The sequence below is a fragment of the Rossellomorea sp. ABR4_004 genome (assembly GCF_056159585.1).
In genome coordinates this window covers 133,432-155,302 of record NZ_JBSWVM010000001.1, presented here as the reverse complement: position 1 = coordinate 155,302, position 21,871 = coordinate 133,432, and the positions used below count along the sequence as shown (strand labels likewise).

The window sequence follows — 21,871 nt, the reverse complement described above, 5'->3', positions numbered from 1 at the left end:
CCTGGGATGAATTTGTATCGATTTGAAGTCACTACTCGGGTTTTTGTCACAATTGTCGTAGTTGCGGCAGAATCAGATGAGTTGGCATTTGATCTAGTAGAAATAGAACTGGAGAAGTATTTTTTGAAAAAACCTGATGTGGTAGACATCTCTCTTTACGAGAAACGTAGAATCCGGGGAAATGGTGCAGGGTTTGTTCTGCATGAACAGGAAACAATCATCAAATCTTAAGGAGGAATAATGGATGGGGAAAGTTTACCTGGTGGGAGCGGGTCCTGGAGATCCTGAATTAATCACATTAAAAGCATTGAAATCAATACAAAAAGCAGACGTCATATTATATGACCGTCTGGTGAATAAAGAGCTTCTCACTTATGCGAAAAAAGGAGCCGATTTGATATACTGCGGGAAACTGCCAAACTATCATACGATGAAACAAGAAACAATCAACCATTTTCTCGTGCGTTATGCTGCCAGCGGCAAGATAGTGGTGAGATTAAAAGGAGGGGACCCCTTCGTATTTGGAAGGGGAGGCGAAGAAGCAGAAGCACTTGCCAAGAAAGGAATTCCCTTCGAAATCGTCCCCGGTATCACTTCTGGTATAGCAGCGGCTGCCTATGCAGGGATTCCCGTTACACACCGGGAATCCAGTTCAAGTGTTGCCTTTGTCACCGGGCATAAACAAAACAATCAACAAGAAGATGAAAAATGGGAGAGTCTGGCAAAAGGAATCGATACCCTGGCTATATATATGGGGGTGGGGAATCTCCCTTACATTAAAGAAAAGCTCATTCAATATGGGAAGTGCAAGGATACTCCTGTGGCACTCGTCCACTGGGGAACAACAGAAGTGCAAAGAACCGTGACAGGGACGCTGGAAACAATAAACGATATAGTGAAAGAAGAAAAAATTGAGAATCCAAGCATGATCATCATCGGTGAAGTGGTCCGTTTCCGGGAGAAGATTCAATGGTTTGAAGAAACCTTTGAAAAGAAATCGATCATGAGCGAGGCACTTTAAATGAAACCCGCGATCTTATACGTGTGCCATGGAAGTCGTATTACGAAAGCCCGTGAAGAAGCCATAGACTTTATTAAAAGGTGCCAAAACCAAGTGGAAGTGGAAATCCAGGAAATAAGCTTTCTAGAACTGGCATCGCCTTCCATTGAAGAAGGGTTTAAAACATGTGTGGAAAAAGGAGCTTCACATGTTTCAGTCGTTCCCCTTCTTCTTTTGACTGCGGTGCATGCAAAAAAGGACATTCCAGATGAAATTCAAAACTGCCAAGAAGCCTATCCCTGGATTACGGTAACGTATGGAAAGCCCATTGGGGTTCACGATAAAATGGCTGAAAGTGTTATAAAGAAAATACACGAAGCTGCTTCAATTGACTCATCGACCGTTGCCGTATTGATAGGGAGAGGAAGTTCAGACCCCGATGTTACAAAGGATTTAGGAGTCCTTGCTGAACTTGTGCAAGCCATGACTAAGTTAGCAGATGTAAGGACCTGTTACTTAACAGCAGCCTCACCAAGCTTTTCAGAAACATTGGAATCTGTTAAGAATACAGATGGAAACGTCATTTTCATACCTTACTTGTTGTTTACCGGGTTACTCATGAAAGGAATTGAAAGGGAGATCAGCCAAACGGAAAATGCGCATATCATTCTGGGTGATTATTTAGGGTATGACCCTCTTGTGGAAGAAGCATTCCTGGACCGTGTGAATGAAACCCTCAGCGTTAAAGGAGAATCCTATGCTGCCAGTCATGATTGATGTAAACGGAAAACAAGTTACGATAGTAGGCGGAGGGAATGTGGCCTATCGGAAGCTCTTTGTATTTCTAGAGCAAGGAGCGATGATAAAAGTCATCAGTCCTGAAGCTGTTGATGGAATTCAAGCATTACATGAAGAAAAAAGGATTCTATGGATCAGAAGAGAAGTGGAACGAGATGATTTACGAGATGCTTTTATTGTCATCGCTGCCACGAATGAACGATGGGTGAATGAACAGGTAAAAATGTACTCTGAGGAAAACCAACTTTTATGCGTGGTGGATGACGGTGATTGCGGAAATATGCAGATGGTCTCCTATAGGCAGAAAGGGAATTTAACGATTGCCGTTTCAACCGGCGGAGCAAGTCCATTCTTAGCTAAAAAGCTTATCAATCAAATCTTCCAACCATTTGATGATTCCTATATAGAAAAGCTTGGTTTCATTGCTTCAAAGAGAAAAGAAATCAAGGCATCAGACTTATCTGATGGGGAGAAAAGGAAACGATTAAAGGAACTTTCTGAACGGGTGTAAAGTGGGTAAAACTTTATGCCCGTTTTCTCATTATACGAACGTTTTTATAAAAAATGAACATATTGTTAAGAAATGAATCTTTACAAACTGTCAAGTTCCCGTTATACTATCCAATATCAAATCAATAGTCGTTTTCACTCATATAATAGCGGGGATATGGCTCGCGAGTTTCTACCGGATTACCGTAAATGATTCGACTATGAGTGAGCAGTGGATTGTCCGTCCATTCGGACGCTCTTTGCCTAACCCAAAGGTCATTGTCTCACTCTATCCAGAGAACAATAGCCTTTGGGTTTTTTTGTAGACTTCCAGGTTCTATAACAGAAAAGGAGCGTTTTAATTATGAATTTATTAAAAAATAAAATTGAAGATGAAGGTGTCGTCCTTTCAGATACTGTATTAAAGGTGGATTCATTCCTGAATCATCAAGTGGACCCTGAATTGATGATGGAAATAGGGAAAGAATTTGCACGTCGCTTCAAAGATCTGGGAATTACGAAGGTGTTGACCATTGAGTCGTCCGGAATTGCTCCTGGCGTGATGGCTGCTCTTCAATTGAATGTTCCACTTGTATTTGCACGTAAGCGTAAATCGTTAACCCTTTCAGAAGGGGTTCTTACTTCGAAAGTTTATTCCTTCACGAAGCAGGAAGAAAACACAATCTCGATATCCAGTAAATTCATAGGAGAAAATGATCGTGTCCTATTGATTGATGATTTCTTAGCGAATGGACAAGCGGCCCTGGGATTAATCGATTTAGTGAAGCAAGCAGGCGCCAATGTTGCCGGAATCGGGATTGTTATTGAAAAGTCCTTCCAAGACGGAGGCAAGCTCGTTCGTGAAACAGGATACAGAGTTGAATCATTAGCGGAAATCCAATCCCTTGAAAATGGGAAAGTGACATTCAAGCAAGAGGAGGCGCGGGTATAATGAAAAATCAGCCTATCAAACTGGCTTCACTCGGGATTCAGCACGTACTCGCTATGTATGCGGGAGCGGTCATCGTTCCGCTGATCGTAGGAGGAGCATTAGGATTAACGGGAGAACAGCTCACATATCTGGTGTCCATTGATATCTTCATGTGCGGGATCGCAACCTTATTGCAAGTATGGAAGAATCGTTTCTTTGGGATAGGGCTTCCCGTCGTACTCGGATGTACGTTTACGGCAGTAGGGCCAATGATCGCGATTGGTGGCCAGTATGGTATTTCAGCGATCTACGGTTCCATTCTGGTTTCAGGTTTATTCGTCGTTCTAATCAGTAAGTACTTTGGGAAACTGGTTCGTTTCTTCCCTCCTGTAGTCACTGGTTCAGTAGTAACAATCATAGGGATTACCTTGATTCCAGTAGCCATGAACAATATGGCAGGGGGACAAGGGAGTGCTGATTTCGGTTCATTGGAAAATTTGTCTCTTGCTTTTGGTACGTTATTTTTTATTTTAATCCTCTATAAATTCTTTACCGGTTTTGTTCGCTCTGTCTCCATTTTGTTGGGGTTGATGGCAGGAACAGCCGTTGCATTTGTTTTAGGTAAAGTAGATTTTAGTGCGGTTGGCGATGCCTCCTGGTTTCATATGGCCAAACCTTTCTACTTTGGAATGCCGACATTTGAGATAACAGCCATTCTAACCATGATCCTTGTAGCGATGGTGAGTTTAGTGGAATCAACAGGTGTTTATTTTGCTCTCGCTGATATCAGCGATAAAGAGGTTACAGAAGAGGATTTATCAAGGGGCTACCGTGCTGAAGGGCTGGCAATCGTACTGGGTGGTTTATTCAATGCATTCCCTTATACCGCTTATTCACAGAATGTAGGCTTGATCCAGCTTTCGGGTGTGAAGCGCAACAGTGTGATTTATGCAACAGGAGCATTTCTCGTGATCCTTGGATTGGTACCAAAGATTGGTGCCTTAACGACAGTGATTCCTGCTTCAGTATTGGGAGGCGCGATGGTGGCCATGTTTGGGATGGTGGTTGCTTATGGGATCAAAATGCTAAGCCATGTGAATTTTGCATCTCAAGAAAATCTATTGATTATCGCCTGTTCAGTTGGAATGGGATTAGGAGTGACCGCTGTTCCGGAATTATTTGCTCAGATGCCATCCAGCATCCGAATCTTGACGGATAACGGGATTGTTGCAGGGAGTATAACAGCCATTGGACTGAATATGTTTTTTAACGTGTTTTCTAAACGCAAGCTTAATGTTGTGTTGAATGAGCAGAAAGCTTCATAATAGAAAAGAACGTCACCTTCTGACAGTAACGGGTTTACTTATGAGGTGCAAAACGATAACTCGCAGACCAGGTCTATTAGCAAATCACATAAACTTCACAGCATAATTCACAGTCAAAAAGGCTTAGAGATACAAATTTCTCTAAGCCTTTTTTGAATTTTCTTTTTTCACTAAATATCGCTAAAGCGAGTCGAGTCTGATAAATAAGCGGAGAATTTACTCATAATGAGGAAATAGCACTGAGGATAGCTTAAATAGACGGAAAGATTTCCCCTATTGACTCAAAAAATGTGAGAATCATTAATTCAGCTTTGCATAAGGGAAAAAACTCCCCTTATTCACCCCCGAATAGTGCTCTATTCCACAGAATAACGGAAAAATCTCCGCTTATTTTACCTATCACTGGTTGCTCAATTTTCTTACTAAATCACACCCAATTCGCATATCCTCCAATAATTATTTCATACCCTGTGATTTACTATGTGAATTAGGATACAATAAGCCATTAACATTCGTCAAAATGCTGCTGAAACAATAAAAAACGCACTGTGAATGATATGGTGAATTCAAGTGCGTTTTCCTATGTGTTTTACAATGTTTGCACCTCTAAAGTAAACCACTTGTTCTGACAGGTGGCGTTTTTCTTTATGAATATATTTCAGAATTATCAGATTTTAAAGAAGGGTATACGTACAACAATCTCGAACATAATGGATTAGGGAATATTGCAGTAATGGGATACCTTACTTAATAGGAGGAGAAATATGTACGCAACGACAGGATCCATTTTTGATCAAACGGTAGAAAAATTTCGGAACAAGGAGGCGATTGTAGAAGAGAAAACAGGTACCAGGTTAACATTTGCACAGTGGAAGGATGAAGTTCATCGTGCAGCCAACGCGTTGCTAAAGGCAGGTGTGAAAAAGGGAGATCGGGTTTCGACGTATTTATTTAATACGCTGGAGTTAGCAACTGTGTACTTTGCTTGTGGAAAGATTGGTGCGGTGATCAACCCGATTAATTTCCGGTTAAAGTCTCAAGAAATACACTACATTTTAGAAGATGCCGAACCAAAGGTGGTGATTTTTGAAGAAGCCCTCACCCTACCGATCGAGCAGATTTCACAAGACTTTCCACAGACCCTTTTTTGGTATGTTGGAGTAGATGCCCCTACCTTTTCTCAAAGTTATAAAGATGTTGTGAATCCATGCTCGAATGACTTAATAGACATCCCTGTAGTAGAAACAGACCCATATGCGATTATGTATACGAGCGGGACTACTGGGAGGCCAAAGGGTGTGCTTCACAGGCATAGGGATATGGCTGAGCAAAGCTTGATTTGTACATCTGTTATGGGGTTGACACCAAATGACATAGGTCTTGTTACAGCACCTATGTTTCATTGTGCTGAGCTTCATTGTTGCTTTCTTCCGCGCGTTCAAGCTGGCGCGAAAAATATTATCGTTCATCAGTTTCAGCCGCAAACCGTATTGGAAGTGATTGAGCGGGAAAAGGTCAGTTCCTTTTTTGCCGCGCCAACGATGTGGAACATGCTTCTGCAACACGGGGTGGATGATTATGATACTTCTTCTTTACGAATAGGTCTTTACGGGGCTGCCCCAATGGCACCAGTCCTTGTGAGGGCCCTCCATGAGAAAATGAAGATTGACTTGATACAAGCCTATGGTCAGACTGAGATGGGGCCGGCGGTTACCTTCCTCCTTCAGGATGAGCAGTTAACCAAGACAGGCTCCGCAGGTAGGGCTGCCTATAATCATGAAATACGTGTAGTCAAACCGAATGAAAACGGTCTTTCTGAACCGGATGATCTTTGTAAGCCTGGTGAAGTCGGGGAAATCATTGTTCGCGGTTCCTGTACAATGCTTGAATACTTCAATCGAAAAGAAGCAACGGAAAGAGCATTGTATAAAGGCTGGTATCACTCAAGTGATTTAGGTTATATGGATGAGGATGGGTATCTATACGTTGCTGACCGAGTGGATGATATGGTGATATCAGGAGGAGAAAATGTGTATCCCCGTGAGGTGGAGGATGCACTCCACGCCCATGACGATATTGTAGATGTAGCCGTTCTCGGTCAGCCTCATGAAAAATGGGGAGAACAGGTGATTGCTGTTGTTGTGTCCAAAAATCCTGCATTGTCTTCGCAAGATCTCGATCTCTTTTTGAAAAATGGGGATCTGTTGGCGGATTATAAGCGGCCACGTGAATATAAATTCGTAGAAGAACTTCCTCGGAATGCAAGTGGTAAGATTCAAAAGTTTTTACTTAGAGATAAAATTGTTCCGAAAGAAAATACACGATAAAACGAAGGTCCTTTCGAGGGACCTTCGTTACATTTTCTGATAATGTCGATTCGGCACTGAGTATAGGACAGTCCGACTACCCATATATTGATATGAGGAATATGGGGAGGGCGATATAATGCCGTTAATTAAGCATAACGAAGAAGAGGTTAAACTTCTTGCCAGGTTAATGAGAGCAGAAGCTGAGGGTGAAGGAAATCAAGGAATGATGATGGTCGGGAATGTAGGTGTAAATCGGGTATTAGGTGATTGTCTGGATTTTAAGAATATCAGAAGCATTAAACAAATGGTCTACCAAAGCCCTGGAGGATTCGAAGCAACGCAAAAAGGATACTTTTATCAAAGGGCAAGAAGCAACGAACTCGACATGGCTAGAAAAGTAATCAATGGTCGACGGATACATCCAGCAAGTTTTAGCATGTGGTTTTTCAAACCCGCGGGGAATTGTCCAAGTAAATGGTATAATCAAGCAAATTCGGGCCGATTCAAAAGTCATTGCTTTTATCAGCCTACCCGTACGGATTGTCCAACTGTCTTCCAATCCGGTTTGCAAGGATAAGAATAATCAAAATATATTATGTGGAAAGTATCGGACAAAAAAACATTTGAATTTTTCAAATGTTTTTTTGTTTTTTCTGTTTTTATTCCTTTTAAGAAAATCAGGGATAAGGAATTCACATTAAAGTTCATTATGCAAATCAGTATTTCTTTTCAATAATACATAAAGGTCGGTAAAATAATTTTGAAAAAATGTTCGCAATTCGCGTCATGAGACGAGATGTTTTGGGGATAGTAAGATTTGTAACTATAACTCTCAACATAAGGATGGTGTGCTTAAATGAAAAAGTTTTTAACCAAAAGATCTTACAAAGAAAAAAGCAGGCTGGGGGATAAAATCATTAAGGGGTTTGGTACTTTTGTTCTGGCACTTATATTGCTCCTTTCCATGTCTTCTGTCAGTAATGCTGTTGGAAAAGATGCAAAGGGACCCGATGTTTATGTCATTCAGGGAATGCTTAAGTCCATAGGGAGCTACGCAGGTAAAATTCATGGGAAGTATGATGGTACCACTGTTCAGGGAGTGAAGTATTTCCAGAAAAAACATGGTCTCCCAGTTACAGGTGCAGTGGATAATAAAACGTTCGAATCAATTACCTATACTTACTCAAAACTGAAGTTCCCATCACCATCAGGTGGTAAAAACGAAGGGAAAGGCGCAGGTGAAGGACAAGGCGCAGGTGAAGGACAAGGCGCAGGTGAAGGTCAAGGAGCAGGTGAAGGTCAAGGAGCAGGTGAAGGCCAAGGAGCAGGTGAAGGCCAAGGAGCAGGTGAAGGCCAAGGAGCAGGTGAAGGTCAAGGAGCAGGTGAAGGTCAAGGAGCAGGTGAAGGTCAAGGAGCAGGTGAAGGACAAGGAGCAGGTGAAGGCCAAGGAGCAGGTGAAGGCCAAGAAAAAGAAGAAGACCTGGGAGAAGAACAAAAACCTGAAAAAGAAGGTCCTGTGAAATTTGAAGAACCAAGTAAGGAACCAGTGAAAGAACCAAGCAAAGAACCAGCGAAGGAACCAGTGAAGGAACCAGCGAAGGAACCAGTGAAAGAACCAGCAAAGGAACCAGCAAAAGAACCTATCAAGAAACCAAAACAATATAAAGGCTCTCAAGAAAGTAACTAGGTTTAATAAACAAGAGATCATTCAATAGTTTTCCTAAAAATGGCGTCTGATAGTATATCTGACGCCATTTTTAGGTTGTGAAATCTTATTAAAAGGAAACAGTTCGCATTGATTGCACTCTTTCCACTTGTAAATATCAGAATTATATAATTACTTATTGAATATGAAGTATATAATACACTATACTATAAAAAACGAAGGATTTCCTTCGGTGTACAGAAAGGGGTAGTCCATGGGTCAAAAATCAATTGCACAAATCATTAAAGAAAACTATTCTTCCTTATCTGCCGGACAAAAAAAAGTGGCTGAGTTGATCCTTCAGGAGCAAGGTGAAGCAGCGATACTCACGGCTTTTCAGATGGGGAGGAAAGTTGGTGTAAGTGAAACAACTGTGATCCGACTAGGATATGCGTTGGGCTTTAAAGGATATTCTGAAATGCAGGAAGTGGTGCGAAGGGATTGGTTAGAGAAGAAAAAGGTTAATGAAAATGAATCATTTCCTTCATCCTTAACAGATGGTGATGAGGAGAGTGTATTCAGTAAGGTCATTGAGAAAGAAAAATCCGTCCTGGAGCAGCTAATGAGTCAATTAGACGTGAAAGAAATTTGGAAAACCATTGATCGCTTAATACAATCAGAGCGAGTTTACATTGGTGGTTTTGGGAGTTCTTATGGAGCGGCGTATTGGCTTTATTATACGTTAAAACAATACAGGGCAAATATATTCCTCTCTAGTCCAGCAGGATTTTCCCCTGAGGATATATGTGATTTGGACCAGCGTTCCACTGTGGTTATGTTTTCGTTTCCCCGGTTCCGCACAGAATCCATTGAGCTTGTGGAGGAGGCAAAAAAACGAGGTTCTTATGTCATTGCGATCACCAATAGACAATTATCACCTATCGGACAGATTTCTGACCTTACACTCACAACCGAAGAAGGGATGAATTCAGGACATCATTCAATTGCATCTGTCGTTAGTTTAATTGAAATCATTTTAATAGGTCTTCAACATCGAGATCAAGACAACATAAGTATTCGGCAAAGGAAGCTAGAGCAATTATATACAAATCAGGGGTTATTTATTGAATAAAACAGAGGGGTGGAGAGTGTATGAACGGGGTATCACAAACGAATGAAAAAATAGAAGCGAAAGCATTTACTACCAGTGACATATGGAAATTCCTGATTCCATCATTAATTGGAATCCTATTATTTATTGTACCGATAACAACAGAAGATGGCATCACGATTCCCGTTGCTTATTTAGCTGGACAAATTAATGTGCATTTAGGTGAAGTTATCCCTGCTATGACAGTAATGATTATGGCGCTTTCTGTAATAGGGTCATTCTTAGCGATAACGATCAAACCAGCTTTAATTACAAAAAGTCGATATTTGAGCACTCTTTTAATCATTCGTCCGTTTTGGCTTGTTGCACGTGTCCTTGGAACAGTGTTTGCTGTGATGACGATTTATCAATTAGGGCCTGGGATGGTTTTCTCGGAAAATACAGGTGGACTCTTAATCTATGATCTGATTCCTATTCTATTTTCTACTTTTCTGCTGGCTGGTTTACTGCTTCCGCTCCTTCTTAACTTCGGGTTATTAGAGTTCTTTGGGGCCTTATTGCTGAAAGTGATGAGACCAGTTTTCACTTTACCTGGCCGTTCTTCACTCGACTGTCTGGCGTCATGGGTGGGAGACGGTACAATAGGTGTTCTTCTGACGACTAAGCAATATGAAGAAGGGTATTACACCAAACGTGAAGCGGCTGTGATTGCCACTACTTTCTCGGTTGTCTCCATTACGTTTACGATTGTGGTCATTTCTTACTTGAACTTAGAGCAATATTTCCTTCACTATTATGCAACGATTATCTTTGCCGGGCTTGTAGCTGCATTAATCATGCCACGGATACCACCATTATCAAGAAAACCGAATACTGGATATGAAAGAACTGAATTAAAGAACGAAACAGGGATTCCATCCGATTTCTCCGTTGTTAAATGGGGCTTTCACCAAGCTGTAACGAAGGCTAAAAAGAATAATGGCCCTGTTTCTGTCGTGAAAGAAGGCATTCAGAACGTATTGGATATGTGGCTTGGTGTCTTACCGATCGTTATGGCGATAGGGACAGTATCATTGGTCATAGCAGAGTATACACCTTTTTTCACCTATCTTGGGAAACCTTTCGAACCAATCCTTACCATCATGCAGGTTCCTGAAGCAAGTGAAGCGGCCCAGACCATGGTCGTCGGGTTCGCCGATATGTTCCTTCCTGCTGTCATCGGTAGTGGAATTGAAAGTGAACTTACCCGTTTTGTCATTGCATGTGTATCTGTTACACAATTAATCTATATGTCTGAAATGGGTGGATTGCTTCTCGGTTCGAAGCTGCCTGTCAGTATCGTAGATTTGATTTTGATCTTTCTAATCCGGACATGCATTACTTTACCTATTGTCGTCGTTATTGCACATATGATTTTTTGATAGGAGGAAGAAACACAATGAAATTTGTAGATGAGCATCATGATGAGATTCTAAAAACCTATCAGGAGCTGCATCAACTGGCAGAACCGAGCTGGATGGAAGAAAAGACATCAAGCTATATAAGAACGAAACTTTCCGAGGCTGGTTTTTCTGTTAAAACATACGAAGGGCATTACGGATTTATTGCAGAATTAAAGGGTGAGCAGTCAGAGGTAATTGCTCTTCGTGCCGATATGGATGCATTGCTTCAAGAAGTGGATGGAGTGGTTAAACCGAATCATTCTTGTGGTCATGATGCCCATAGTACGATGGTTTTGTATACAGCTCTTGCTCTGGCGGAAAAAAAACTGAATCATACGGTTCGCTTCATCTTTCAACCCGCTGAAGAAAAGGCAGCGGGGGCTCTGAAAATGATAGAAGAGAATGTTCTCGATAAGGTCAAGTTTCTTGGGGGGATTCATCTTCGACCTGAAATGGAGGTCCCTTATGAAATGGCTGCTCCCGTCATCATTCACAGCTCTACTGCTACACTTAAAGGAACAATTAAAGGAATACCTGCACATGCAGCAAGGCCGGAACACGGGAATAACCCCCTGGAGGCAGCCTCTTTATTAATTCAAGCGGTCAAGCGGATCAGATTGAATGTCAAACATCATTATTCCATTAAGATCACGGAGCTGCACGGAGGTGAATCATCCAACTCCATTCCGGAAAATGCACATTTCACCTTCGATTTAAGAGCTGAATCGAATGACACCATGACAGCATTATTGGAAAAGGCAGAACAGGTGATTTCAGGTGTACAACAGGAGACGGATACCAGCATCACTTATCAAGTGGAAGAATATCTGCCAGCGGCTGTAAAGGATCCACGGGCAATCGAGCTAGCTCGTGAAGCAATTTTATCGGTTCTTGGAGAGAAAAATGTGGTATTGGAATGTATTTCTCCAGGTGCAGAAGACTTTCATTTTTATTCCCTCAATCATCCTGGTTTATCTTCCACTATGATTGGGCTTGGATGTGGTCTCTCACCAGGATTGCATCATCCTTCCATGGAATTTAATCAAGAATCACTTATTTATGGAACAAAGATATTAATACAGATGTTATTAGTAGCGGATCGGCACGACTGGTTATGAGGAGGCAGAGAACGTGAAACAAGAAATACAATCATCATTGAAAATCCGGAAGTTGCACTCTGTAGAGGATTTAGAGGCTGTCAGAAGATTAGAGTCACTTGTGTGGAGTTTTGAAGATTCTGTACCGGTTAATCAGAGTGTAGCTGTTGTGAAGAACGGTGGGTTCATTCTTGGAGCCTATTATCAGGAGAAGCTTATCGGCTTTCAATATAGTTTTCCCGGTTTTGATGGAAAAAAAGTGTACCTTGTATCCCATAGTTTAGGGATCCATCCCGATTTCAGGAAATTTGGGATTGGAGAAATGCTGAAAAGAGCACAAAAAAATACGGCTGGAGAAATGGGATATGATGTCATCACCTGGACGTATGATCCTTTGGAAACCGTGAACGGTAACCTGAACCTACATAAACTTGGAGCTGTTGTGCGTACGTACATCCCCAATATTTATGGAGAAATGTCCGATCAATTGAATGCAGGAATAGCTACGGATCGATTTCTTGTAGAATGGTGGGTACGTCAATCGAAGAGTAATAATGTGTTAGGGAATAACCTTCATTCTGCTGTTGATTTAAAAGAATGTAAACATGGTTGGCTTGTTGAAAAGGTAGATTTAACCCTCACACATCACCACATTTCCGTTTCGGTTCCGGGTCATTTCCAGGAAATCAAAAGGGCAGACCTTTCACTTGCTCTCGATTGGAGAAAAAAAACAAGAGACGTATTTTCTCATTACTTACATCATGGCTGGATCGTGACAGACCTTGTAAAAGATAAAAAACACCACGGGCAATACCAATACCTCATGGAGAAAGGTGATCATCATTATGCAAATCAAACGAATCATTCTTAGACAGATCAAGATGGATTTACTGCACCCTTTTACGACGAGTGTAGGGACGGAAACAGATAAAACGATTATTCTCGTTGAAGTGAAATCAGCATCAGGGATATCGGGATGGGGGGAGTCGGTCGCAATCACCCAGCCGATCTATAACGAAGAAACAGTGGAAACCAACTGGCATATGATGAGCGACCACTTGATTCCTCTTCTTAAGGGGGAATGGGTCCAACATCCTGAAGAGCTGTCAGGCAGATTTAAGAAAATCAGAGGCAATTTTAATGCCAAAGCGGCAATCGAGGGGGCTGTTTGGGACCTATATGCAAAGGAAAACAACCTCCCGTTAGCAAAAGCGCTAGGTGGGACGAAAGACAAAATCGAAGTAGGGGTAAGTGTGGGTATTCAGCAAAACGAGACCCTTATGTTAAATCAAATTGATGATTATTTAAAAGAAGGATATAAGCGGATCAAGGTTAAAATTCAACCAGGATGGGATATCGGGATCATCAGTTCGATTCGACAGGAATTTCCTAAGATCCCACTCATGGCCGATGCGAATTGTGCCTATTCTTTAAATGATTTAGAGACCTTCAAAGCTCTGGATGAATTCGATTTAATGATGATTGAACAGCCATTGGATCATGATGATATCATTGACCACGCCAAGCTGCAGTCTCAGCTTAAAACGCCAATCTGTTTAGATGAAAGTATTCACAGTTTTGAAGATGCGAGAAAAGCCATTGAACTGGGAAGCTGTAAAATCATTAATTTGAAAATTGGACGAGTCGGAGGGCTCACGGAATCAAAGAAAATCCATGATTTATGTGTGGAGCGCAATATACCTATGTGGTGTGGGGGGATGCTTGAAGCTGGGATAGGAAGGGCTCACAACATCGCCATTACGTCATTAGGGAATTTCACCCTGCCTGGGGATACGGCACCATCTTCTCATTATTGGAAACGGGATATCATTCAACCTGAGGTGGAAATGAAGGATGGATATATAGTTGTACCTGAAACGCCAGGTATTGGATACGAGCCGGATTTGGAGCAGATCGAAGCGTTGACTATGTATAGTAAAGTTTTTCATTTATAATGAGTTCTGTCGAATTTCATAACTGACACCAAATGCGAACACTTGTTCTTTTGTGTATTATTAGGCAAGTTGGTGCGAAAATGTCCGTAAAAGCGAGAAAAACAAAGATATTAAAAAGCGTTAACTAAAAATATATCATAAACTATTCGAAAAAAATTGAGCATGGGAAGCCCATGCTCTTAGAGAGTGAATAACCTCTTTATCAGATAAAACTATCAGTGGAATAGGGGCTTTCACTTAGAAATTGCGGTTGCATTTTGAACAATTACATTTATGGTGATGATCCTTCTTATGGCATCCACAAGGGTGTTCATGCTTTTTACATCCGCAATCACGATGATGGTGATCTTTTTTATGACAATTACAGTCATGTTTGTCCTTTATTTTAAAACATTTCACTTCTTGTTCTTCGAATTCTCTTCTTCTTGGCTTGTCGCAAACGTCATAGTCATCATCGCATGAACAGTGGATGAACATTAAGTTGTCCCAAAAACGGCAACAAGGAAAATCATCTCTTCTGTTTCTACCACACTGATTGAAAAATGGGAACCACATGATAAATCCCCCTATCTTCTATAAATTTGTCAAGGTAGACCTCGACTTACTCCATACTATGCAACTTTGTCCACTGTGCTTGGGCAGAAGTCATCATTTCTATGTGTTTTGATCAGAAAAGGAGGGAGCAGATGTTCATTTGTTTGATAATGGATGGATATCAAAGGGTGTACTCCAAGGAGCAATAGAACGTATTTGGTGGTATTATGTAGGAATATAGGGAGAAGGGAGGAAGGGCATCACCTAACTCAAGTGTTAGCAAAAGGACTCATCACTTCAGATCCTTTCTTATAAGGTCGAAGTCAGAATGGTGAATTTTGATAATAACGAAGAGTAGAAAGTATGTCTTTTATTTAGTGTAACGGTTGGCATAACTGGAAGCGACGAAGGCATCAGGTTTAATTTTCGGTTCCACACCCATTGCTTCCATCCTTGCGACCATCTCTTTAACAAACTTGCTTGTTTTATTCTGTTTTCCAGCCCCAATATCAATATGTCCCTCCATTGAAAATGTAGCTCCTTCATAAAGATATGGAAGGATTATATCAATTAACTGATTTTTTCTTTCCTCAGTAAATAACGAAACAATTTCCTCGGATAAAGACAATTCATAAGAAATTCGCTCATGCAATTGCAGCATTCTTCTAGGGATTAACACTTTTCTTATGCATGCCCACACACCATTTCCTTCATTTAATATCACAATTCCTGTTATGAAGGTGGTATGCGACTGATGAACTTGAGAATCAGTCCCTACCATTAATCGATAGGTACCATTTGGCTCCAATCGCATGAACTTTACAATATGTTCAAAGACCTTGTCAAATGACATACCAATTTCCTGTAGATTTTGAAATGAGAAGTAATCATCATTACAGTTTTTCATCTTGTCAAATCACAGCTTTCTTAACCAATTTGTGAATGAAGAGATTAGATCTTATCCATATTCTATGATAAGAATTTATTATCGTGTGAGGAAAAAGATGCAGGTAAGTTGATTTTTGGAATGATAAAGAATTTAACGAACTCGAGGTGAAGAATCTGTGTCGCACGGCAATCAGAAGTGGAGGTGTGATAAAGTGAACGTATACTTAACAATCGTTTCTAGTTAGTTTACATAATATATATTATAGGAATCTAAATAAAATAACCAATTTCAGTCTCATATCAAAAGTATACTGTTAATAATGAGACAGAAGAAAAAATGAGAAACTTTACATCAACAATTAAATTTGGTTAATACTTTTCATTTATTTTGGTTTATTCTTAAATTCATTCTGCTCATGACTCATTCAGTCATCTTAATCTTTGTATCAGGATATCAAATGTTTCTTTAAGGATTATAATCTTATTATCTGATAATTTATTTAGTTGATTTCAATACTGTTTTGTTTTTTCTTCTAATATGTATCATTCCATTTGTTAGCTGCTGCGTTCATATTTACTTATTAGTTTACATAATATCATGCCGGTTTGTGGTTTTCTTTTACGAGCATTTCTACTTTATTAAGCCATTCACTCTGGCTTAGTTAACCCCGTTAATGTTCCATTCCTGCCGCTCTCATTTTAAATACTTGTAGTGAAGCTGCACAAAAATAAGCATAAAGAGTTCACATTGAATCTGAACCTCTTTATGCTTGAGCGCTATTTCAATAAATATTGTCTAGGTGTCCCAAAATATAGCGTTTGCTGAAATTCCGGGAATACAGATTCAAAGCAAATGATGATGGGTGCATCCAACAACCATGGATAGTACGTGTAGAATCCCTTATCACCGTTCACCATTGCTGCTAACGCCAATGGGAGTTCTTTTTTGAAAATCATAAACCGTACGTTGGACAGCTGTTGATCAAATTCTCCCCCACTCACATACACGGTTCCTGCAAGAGTGTATTGGCCAAGGTCTCTTCTCCATTCTCCTAATACTTCGTCCCGCATGGATGGATTGATCTTCTCTAAATCAAAGTGACAACCAACGCTTAGAAATAATTCACCCGTCGTATCAGAATGAGTCAGTGTATACTTTCGGTTATCGATGGGATTGAATATTGAAGCTGGTGGTAAATAGGTGACAGTTAGCTTTTCAGGCTTGAATTCACTCATGTGTAAGCCTCCTTTACAAAAATGGGCTTACAACAGATTATGATAAAAGCCTAGAAATGGTTCAGTTATTTATTTGCTTTCCACTTTATCTTCATCAAGTTCCATTGATCATTTTCATAATACCAATAAGATGTGGCCGTTCCGATGCCATCTGCCTTATAAGCACCGCTTATTTGCTGATATCCTTTTAATCCCTTACCAGGTTTGCCGGTGATTTTAGTCGGCTCAAAAAATGCATACGGTAAAACCATTAATTCCATAGGTTCATTTAAGGTTCCGTTTGTGTATAGCCCCAATCGATCATAGTCTTCTTTTCGGTCATGTAAATCGACTGTGTAGGATTGATTCGTATCTACAAAGGTAATAGAAGCTTTGTAATCATCTTCAAATTGAGCCTGGATGGTTAGCTGCTCAGGTAAGCCGATGTCGACCAGTTTATTATCTGCTAACGTATGGAGGGCTACATTATAGAGTCCGCCGCTTCCCCCTGTAGCGGATGAATACAGCATATCCTTAATTCCATCATGATTTAAATCAACGAATTGGATTTTCGGCTCATAACCACCTTCATAATCAATTCGAATCTTACTACCTTCAGACGTTTTAATATCCGCCCAAATCTGTTTCAGAAAAAGGGCATCAGGAGAAAACGGAATCGCCTTAAGCGTAATCGTATCCTTTTTACCATCGCCGGTTACATCTTTTGTATACACATTGACAGTCATTTCATTCACAGGCTGTTTTTCCATTGGTTCACTGGAGAAGTTTCCTGCAATGGCATGTAGGGACATAACGAAGAAAGCACCGAAAGCAAATAGTAATTCTTTTCTCATGATTCTCTCTCCTCTTTAGAAAATTATTCACTTTTATTTTCACCAAAGAAGGAAAATCTATGTAATGATAATCGTCTTTTTTTTCATTTTTCTTAGTATTAAACAAGTCAAAAAAGACCAACCCATCATATAGGTTGGTCCAATCATATTATTTTTGTTCTGTTGTTGTTTCAGGTTTTGCTTCCCAGCTTTCAATTCCTTTTAACCCCTTAATAGAGTTGGAGTAGAAAACAGGATCCTTCCCTTGTCTCTTTTGTTCTCGGTAATCTTTTAGTGCAGATATCGCGATTTTAGCTAATAACGTGATGGCGATTAAGTTGATGATCGCCATGAGACCCATAAATAAATCTGCCAGGCTCCATACAATATCCAGTTTGACAACTGCTCCGAAAATCACCATGCCAAGAACGGCCATTCGGTAGATGAATAGAGTAATCGGGCTGTATTTAATAAACTCAATATTCGTTTCCCCGTAATAATAGTTTCCGATAATCGAACTGAAGGCGAACAAGAATATTGCGACAGCGACAAATGTATCTGCCCATTCCCCTACATGGAAACTTAAGGCTGCCTGCGTCAGCTGAATGCCATCGATCCCTGTGGTGTATTGGTCAGACAGGATGATCATGAAGGCTGTTGCTGTACAGATAAGCAGGGTATCAGTGAAAACCCCAAGAGTTTGAATAAGTCCTTGTTTAACGGGATGAGTGACACCAGCAGATGCGGCTGCGTTCGGTGCACTCCCCATACCGGCTTCATTCGAGAATAAACCGCGTTTGATTCCCATCATAATGGCTGCCCCTACTCCGCCACTTGCTACTTCACGAATACCAAATGCATTTTCAAAAATGATCACAAACATATTTGGCAGCATGGTGATATTGGTGACTAGAATAAAGAATGCCAGAATCAAATATAGTACCGCCATGACTGGAACGACAATTTGAGTCACACTGGCAATTCTCTTTACCCCGCCGAAAATAACAAGAGCTGTTAACACGGCAAGAATGATACCAACAGTCAAACGATCAAAAGAATACGCTTCTTCCATCGCAAGAGAAATCGTATTGGATTGTACCGAATTGAACACAAGGCCGAAACAGAATGTAATGATAATGGCAAACAGGATGCCCATCCAACGAGCATTCAATCCCTTTTCCATATAGTAAGCGGGACCACCTCGGTAGCCGTCTTTTCCGTCTTTCACTTTATAAATTTGTGCAAGTGTACTCTCTACGAAGCTTGTTGCCCCACCCAACAGGGCAATCAGCCACATCCAGAATACGGCTCCTGGTCCACCGCCGGCTATCGCTGTTGCAACCCCGGCAAGGTTTCCTGTACCGACACGGGATGCGGTACTGATCGTAAATGCCTGGAAGGAAGAGATCCCCCGTTTTCCTTCTGCTGAGATCGTTGTTTTATCAGTTAATAATCTTCCCATTTCTCCTAAGTAACGGAATTGTGCGAAATTTGTTCGTAGTGAAAAGTATAAACCGAGACCGATAAGCGCCACAATCAGTATGTATGACCACATATAATCATTTAAGGTGCCTATTATACTTGTAAATAACTCCATGATTATTCCCCCTAGATGTGTGTGTTTATGACAAATAATGTATGATCCTATGTATGTTTACCCATTCAGACACTTTTATAATCTATCAAAAAACAGATGTCTATTCAACTGATAAATTTATATTGTTGAAATAATATTAATTGTTGTACAATTTTTCTTTGGAATTGTACAACAATTTCGAATGAATATGCATGTACTATTCACTCGATAGCAAATACATATAAAAAAACGACCAGAAAAAGTTCTGGTCGTTTTAATGGATATTATTCTTTTGTTTCGGGTACCAGTGATTCTGCCCACGTCTCACAAACAGATCCGCTATCACCTTCATCAATCACAAATGATCCGTTTGAATAACGGTCATTTGGTCTAAGATCTGAAAGGAGCACTTCTTCTGTTTTTCCCTTTTTCGTGATCAGACCTACCTTATCTGTATCTTTAACCACTTCTATTGCTACCACACGATGTGGGTTTGATTTCAATTCCCGCAACATGATGACTCCACGTTTGGCCCGGGATGTCTTTTCGAATTCGGCTAATTTCATTTTCTTTACTGCCCCTCGCTGGGTTGCTAAGAAAATGTAATTCTTCACTGGGTCTCTAATGATCTTACCTGACACAACATAATCTTCACCTTTAAGGTTAATCCCTTTTACACCAGCTGCCCTTGGTCCGACGATGTTCACATCTTCCTCGGAAAACCAAAGGCCATAGCTTAAGTGTGTAGCGATGAAAATATCATAGGAACCATCGGTTAAGTGTACATCGACCAGCACATCGTCGCCTTTTAAATTAATTCCTACAAGAGGACGGGAGTAGCGCTGTGCTTTGTACTGGGGAAGCTCGGATCTCTTGATCATTCCATTCTTCGTTACAAATAATAAATAATGGGATGGATCAAATTCTCTAATCGGTATCGCTTTTAGAACCTGTTCATCGCGATCAATCGGCACGATGTTCCCAACATGCTGACCAAGGTCTTTCCAGCGAATATCCGGGAGCTCATGTACAGGGCAATAGATGTAATTCCCTTTGTTTGTAAACACTAAAAGTACATCAGTCGTATTCATCTCATACTGACCAAGGAGTCTGTCTGTTTCTTTCATGGCCAGATCTTGCCCGTTTGAAGCAGAATAGGAACGTAGACTTGTTCGTTTCATATAACCATCACGGGTAACGGTAACCATGACATCCTCACTGGCGATCAGTACTTCAAGGTTGATTTTAATTTCTTCAATCTCATCTTCAATTTTAGTGCGGCGAGCATCAGAGAACAGCTTTTTGATGCCTTTTAATTCTTTCTTGATTACACTGTAAAGTTTGTTTTCGCTTTCCAGGATAGCCGTTAACTCTGCAATCGTTTTCGCTAATTCTTCAGCTTCTGCCTGCAGTGCAGTAATGTCAGTATTCGTTAAGCGGTATAACTGTAGGCTGACGATCGCTTCTGACTGTGCTTCAGTAAATTGAAATTGCTGAATTAAATTATCCTTCGCATCCCGTTTATCTTTCGAAGCACGAATCGTTGCTATTACTTTATCTAATATTGACAGAGCTTTCATTAAGCCTTCGACAATATGCTGGCGATCCTTTGCTTTATTTAGATCATGTCTGGTACGATTTGTCACTACTTCTTTTTGATGTTGAATATAAGCATCCAATAGTTCACGAAGTCCCATTAGTTTAGGACGACGGTTATGTATCGCAACCATATTAAAATTATAGGCGATTTGAAGATCACTGTTTTTATAGAGGTAGTTTAAGACGCCAGTAGCATCTGCATCTTTCTTTAACTCAATGACAATGCGCATCCCATCTCGGTCTGTTTCATCACGAACTTCTGCAATTCCTTCCACTTTGCGATCTACACGGAATTCATCCATTTTCTTGACGAGATTCGCTTTGTTTACCTCATAAGGAATTTCCGTAATGACGATCTGTTGTTTACTTCCACGGATGCTTTCAATATCAGCTTTTCCACGAACAACGACTTTTCCTTTTCCGGTTTCGTAGGCTTTTTTGATGCCGTCTACCCCTTGAATGATGCCCCCTGTTGGAAAATCAGGTCCTTTTAAGACCGTCATTAAATCTTCCACCGTGCTTTGTGGCTTTTCCATGCGCATAATTGTCGCATCAATGACTTCATCAAGGTGATGAGGTGGAATGTCAGTTGCATATCCTGCAGAGATACCAGTAGAACCGTTAACTAAGAGGTTCGGAAAACGTGAAGGCAAAACAGTCGGTTCACTGGATGTATCATCAAAATTTGGTACAAAGTCCACGGTTTTTTTATCGATATCACGCAAGAGCTCCATGGAGATAGCAGAAAGTCGAGCCTCTGTATAACGCATGGCAGCAGGCGGATCTCCGTCGATGCTTCCGTTATTTCCGTGCATCTCGACTAAATATTTACGCACTTTCCACGTTTGACTCATACGCACCATGGCATCATACACAGATGTATCACCATGTGGATGGTAGTTACCAATAACATTACCAACGGTTTTTGCTGATTTTCGGAACCCTTTTTCCTGGGTGTTACCATCCACGTACATAGCGTAAAGGATACGTCTTTGTACAGGCTTTAACCCGTCGCGTGCATCAGGTAATGCACGCTCTTGGATGATGTATTTACTATAACGTCCAAATCGGTCGCCAAGTACCTCCTCTAGAGGTAAGTCTTGATATCTTTCTACAGTTGTCAT

General features: G+C 40.7%; 20 protein-coding genes and 1 riboswitch. Of the genes, 14 read left to right on the top strand and 6 right to left on the bottom strand.

The window, feature by feature from the left end:
• Positions 1-6: 6 nt before the first annotated feature.
• From ACXAF2_RS00890 to menC, 14 genes are all read left to right on the top strand, one after another.
• On the top strand, positions 7-231 hold the full coding sequence (locus ACXAF2_RS00890) for a DUF3906 family protein (RefSeq protein ID WP_148968939.1): 225 nt from the start codon (positions 7-9) through the stop codon (positions 229-231).
• A 13-nt stretch (positions 232-244) separates the two neighbouring features.
• Positions 245-1,021 carry a uroporphyrinogen-III C-methyltransferase gene (cobA, locus tag ACXAF2_RS00885; RefSeq protein ID WP_475136959.1) on the top strand — a complete coding sequence of 259 codons (777 nt, stop codon included), beginning with the start codon at positions 245-247 and terminating at the stop codon, positions 1,019-1,021.
• Positions 1,022-1,777 carry a sirohydrochlorin chelatase gene (locus tag ACXAF2_RS00880; protein WP_475136958.1) on the top strand — a complete coding sequence of 252 codons (756 nt, stop codon included), beginning with the start codon at positions 1,022-1,024 and terminating at the stop codon, positions 1,775-1,777. It abuts the gene before it with no gap.
• Positions 1,758-2,309: a precorrin-2 dehydrogenase/sirohydrochlorin ferrochelatase family protein gene (locus ACXAF2_RS00875; RefSeq protein ID WP_475136957.1), complete on the top strand. Its 552-nt coding sequence runs from the start codon at positions 1,758-1,760 to the stop codon at positions 2,307-2,309. Before ACXAF2_RS00880 ends, ACXAF2_RS00875 begins: the two co-directional genes overlap by 20 nt.
• Before the next feature lie 118 nt (positions 2,310-2,427).
• Positions 2,428-2,529: riboswitch (purine riboswitch) on the top strand.
• A 122-nt stretch (positions 2,530-2,651) separates the two neighbouring features.
• Positions 2,652-3,239 carry a xanthine phosphoribosyltransferase gene (locus ACXAF2_RS00870; RefSeq protein ID WP_475136956.1) on the top strand — a complete coding sequence of 196 codons (588 nt, stop codon included), beginning with the start codon at positions 2,652-2,654 and terminating at the stop codon, positions 3,237-3,239.
• Positions 3,239-4,543 carry a nucleobase:cation symporter-2 family protein gene (locus ACXAF2_RS00865; protein WP_475136955.1) on the top strand — a complete coding sequence of 435 codons (1,305 nt, stop codon included), beginning with the start codon at positions 3,239-3,241 and terminating at the stop codon, positions 4,541-4,543. The genes ACXAF2_RS00870 and ACXAF2_RS00865 overlap by 1 nt, the downstream gene beginning before the upstream one ends.
• Before the next feature lie 764 nt (positions 4,544-5,307).
• Complete coding sequence (locus ACXAF2_RS00860; RefSeq protein WP_475136954.1) at positions 5,308-6,870, top strand: fatty acid--CoA ligase; 1,563 nt, start codon at positions 5,308-5,310, stop codon at positions 6,868-6,870.
• A gap of 118 nt (positions 6,871-6,988) precedes the next feature.
• A complete protein-coding gene (locus ACXAF2_RS00855) occupies positions 6,989-7,429 on the top strand; it encodes a cell wall hydrolase (protein WP_148968948.1) in 441 nt (146 codons plus the stop codon).
• A 279-nt stretch (positions 7,430-7,708) separates the two neighbouring features.
• Complete coding sequence (locus ACXAF2_RS00850) at positions 7,709-8,539, top strand: peptidoglycan-binding domain-containing protein (RefSeq protein WP_475136953.1); 831 nt, start codon at positions 7,709-7,711, stop codon at positions 8,537-8,539.
• 232 nt (positions 8,540-8,771) lie between these two features.
• Positions 8,772-9,629: a MurR/RpiR family transcriptional regulator gene (locus tag ACXAF2_RS00845; RefSeq protein WP_475136952.1), complete on the top strand. Its 858-nt coding sequence runs from the start codon at positions 8,772-8,774 to the stop codon at positions 9,627-9,629.
• A gap of 20 nt (positions 9,630-9,649) precedes the next feature.
• On the top strand, positions 9,650-11,029 hold the full coding sequence (locus ACXAF2_RS00840) for a YjiH family protein (protein ID WP_475136951.1): 1,380 nt from the start codon (positions 9,650-9,652) through the stop codon (positions 11,027-11,029).
• Between the two features lie 17 nt (positions 11,030-11,046).
• A complete protein-coding gene (locus ACXAF2_RS00835; protein ID WP_475136950.1) occupies positions 11,047-12,168 on the top strand; it encodes an amidohydrolase in 1,122 nt (373 codons plus the stop codon).
• Between the two features lie 13 nt (positions 12,169-12,181).
• A complete protein-coding gene (locus ACXAF2_RS00830) occupies positions 12,182-13,018 on the top strand; it encodes a GNAT family N-acetyltransferase (protein ID WP_475136949.1) in 837 nt (278 codons plus the stop codon).
• The gene (menC, locus tag ACXAF2_RS00825; protein ID WP_475136948.1) at positions 12,993-14,102 is read left to right on the top strand and encodes an o-succinylbenzoate synthase; all 1,110 of its coding nucleotides are present in this window, start codon (positions 12,993-12,995) and stop codon (positions 14,100-14,102) included. The genes ACXAF2_RS00830 and menC overlap by 26 nt, the downstream gene beginning before the upstream one ends.
• A 233-nt stretch (positions 14,103-14,335) precedes the next feature.
• Here the strand turns inward: menC and ACXAF2_RS00820 are convergent, their stop codons facing one another.
• The 6 genes from ACXAF2_RS00820 to parC form a co-directional block, all read right to left on the bottom strand.
• Positions 14,336-14,473: a hypothetical protein gene (locus ACXAF2_RS00820; RefSeq protein ID WP_475136947.1), complete on the bottom strand. Its 138-nt coding sequence runs from the start codon at positions 14,471-14,473 to the stop codon at positions 14,336-14,338.
• Between the two features lie 533 nt (positions 14,474-15,006).
• Complete coding sequence (locus ACXAF2_RS00815) at positions 15,007-15,489, bottom strand: ribonuclease H-like YkuK family protein (RefSeq protein WP_475136946.1); 483 nt, start codon at positions 15,487-15,489, stop codon at positions 15,007-15,009.
• Between the two features lie 812 nt (positions 15,490-16,301).
• Positions 16,302-16,760 carry a staygreen family protein gene (locus ACXAF2_RS00810; protein WP_475136945.1) on the bottom strand — a complete coding sequence of 153 codons (459 nt, stop codon included), beginning with the start codon at positions 16,758-16,760 and terminating at the stop codon, positions 16,302-16,304.
• 65 nt (positions 16,761-16,825) lie between these two features.
• Positions 16,826-17,593, bottom strand: a complete 768-nt coding sequence (locus tag ACXAF2_RS00805) for a hypothetical protein (RefSeq protein ID WP_475136944.1) — start codon at positions 17,591-17,593, stop codon at positions 16,826-16,828.
• A gap of 148 nt (positions 17,594-17,741) precedes the next feature.
• Positions 17,742-19,169, bottom strand: coding sequence for an alanine/glycine:cation symporter family protein (locus ACXAF2_RS00800; RefSeq protein WP_475136943.1), 1,428 nt, complete (start codon positions 19,167-19,169; stop codon positions 17,742-17,744).
• 263 nt (positions 19,170-19,432) lie between these two features.
• On the bottom strand, positions 19,433-21,871 hold the full coding sequence (parC, locus tag ACXAF2_RS00795) for a DNA topoisomerase IV subunit A (protein ID WP_475136942.1): 2,439 nt from the start codon (positions 21,869-21,871) through the stop codon (positions 19,433-19,435).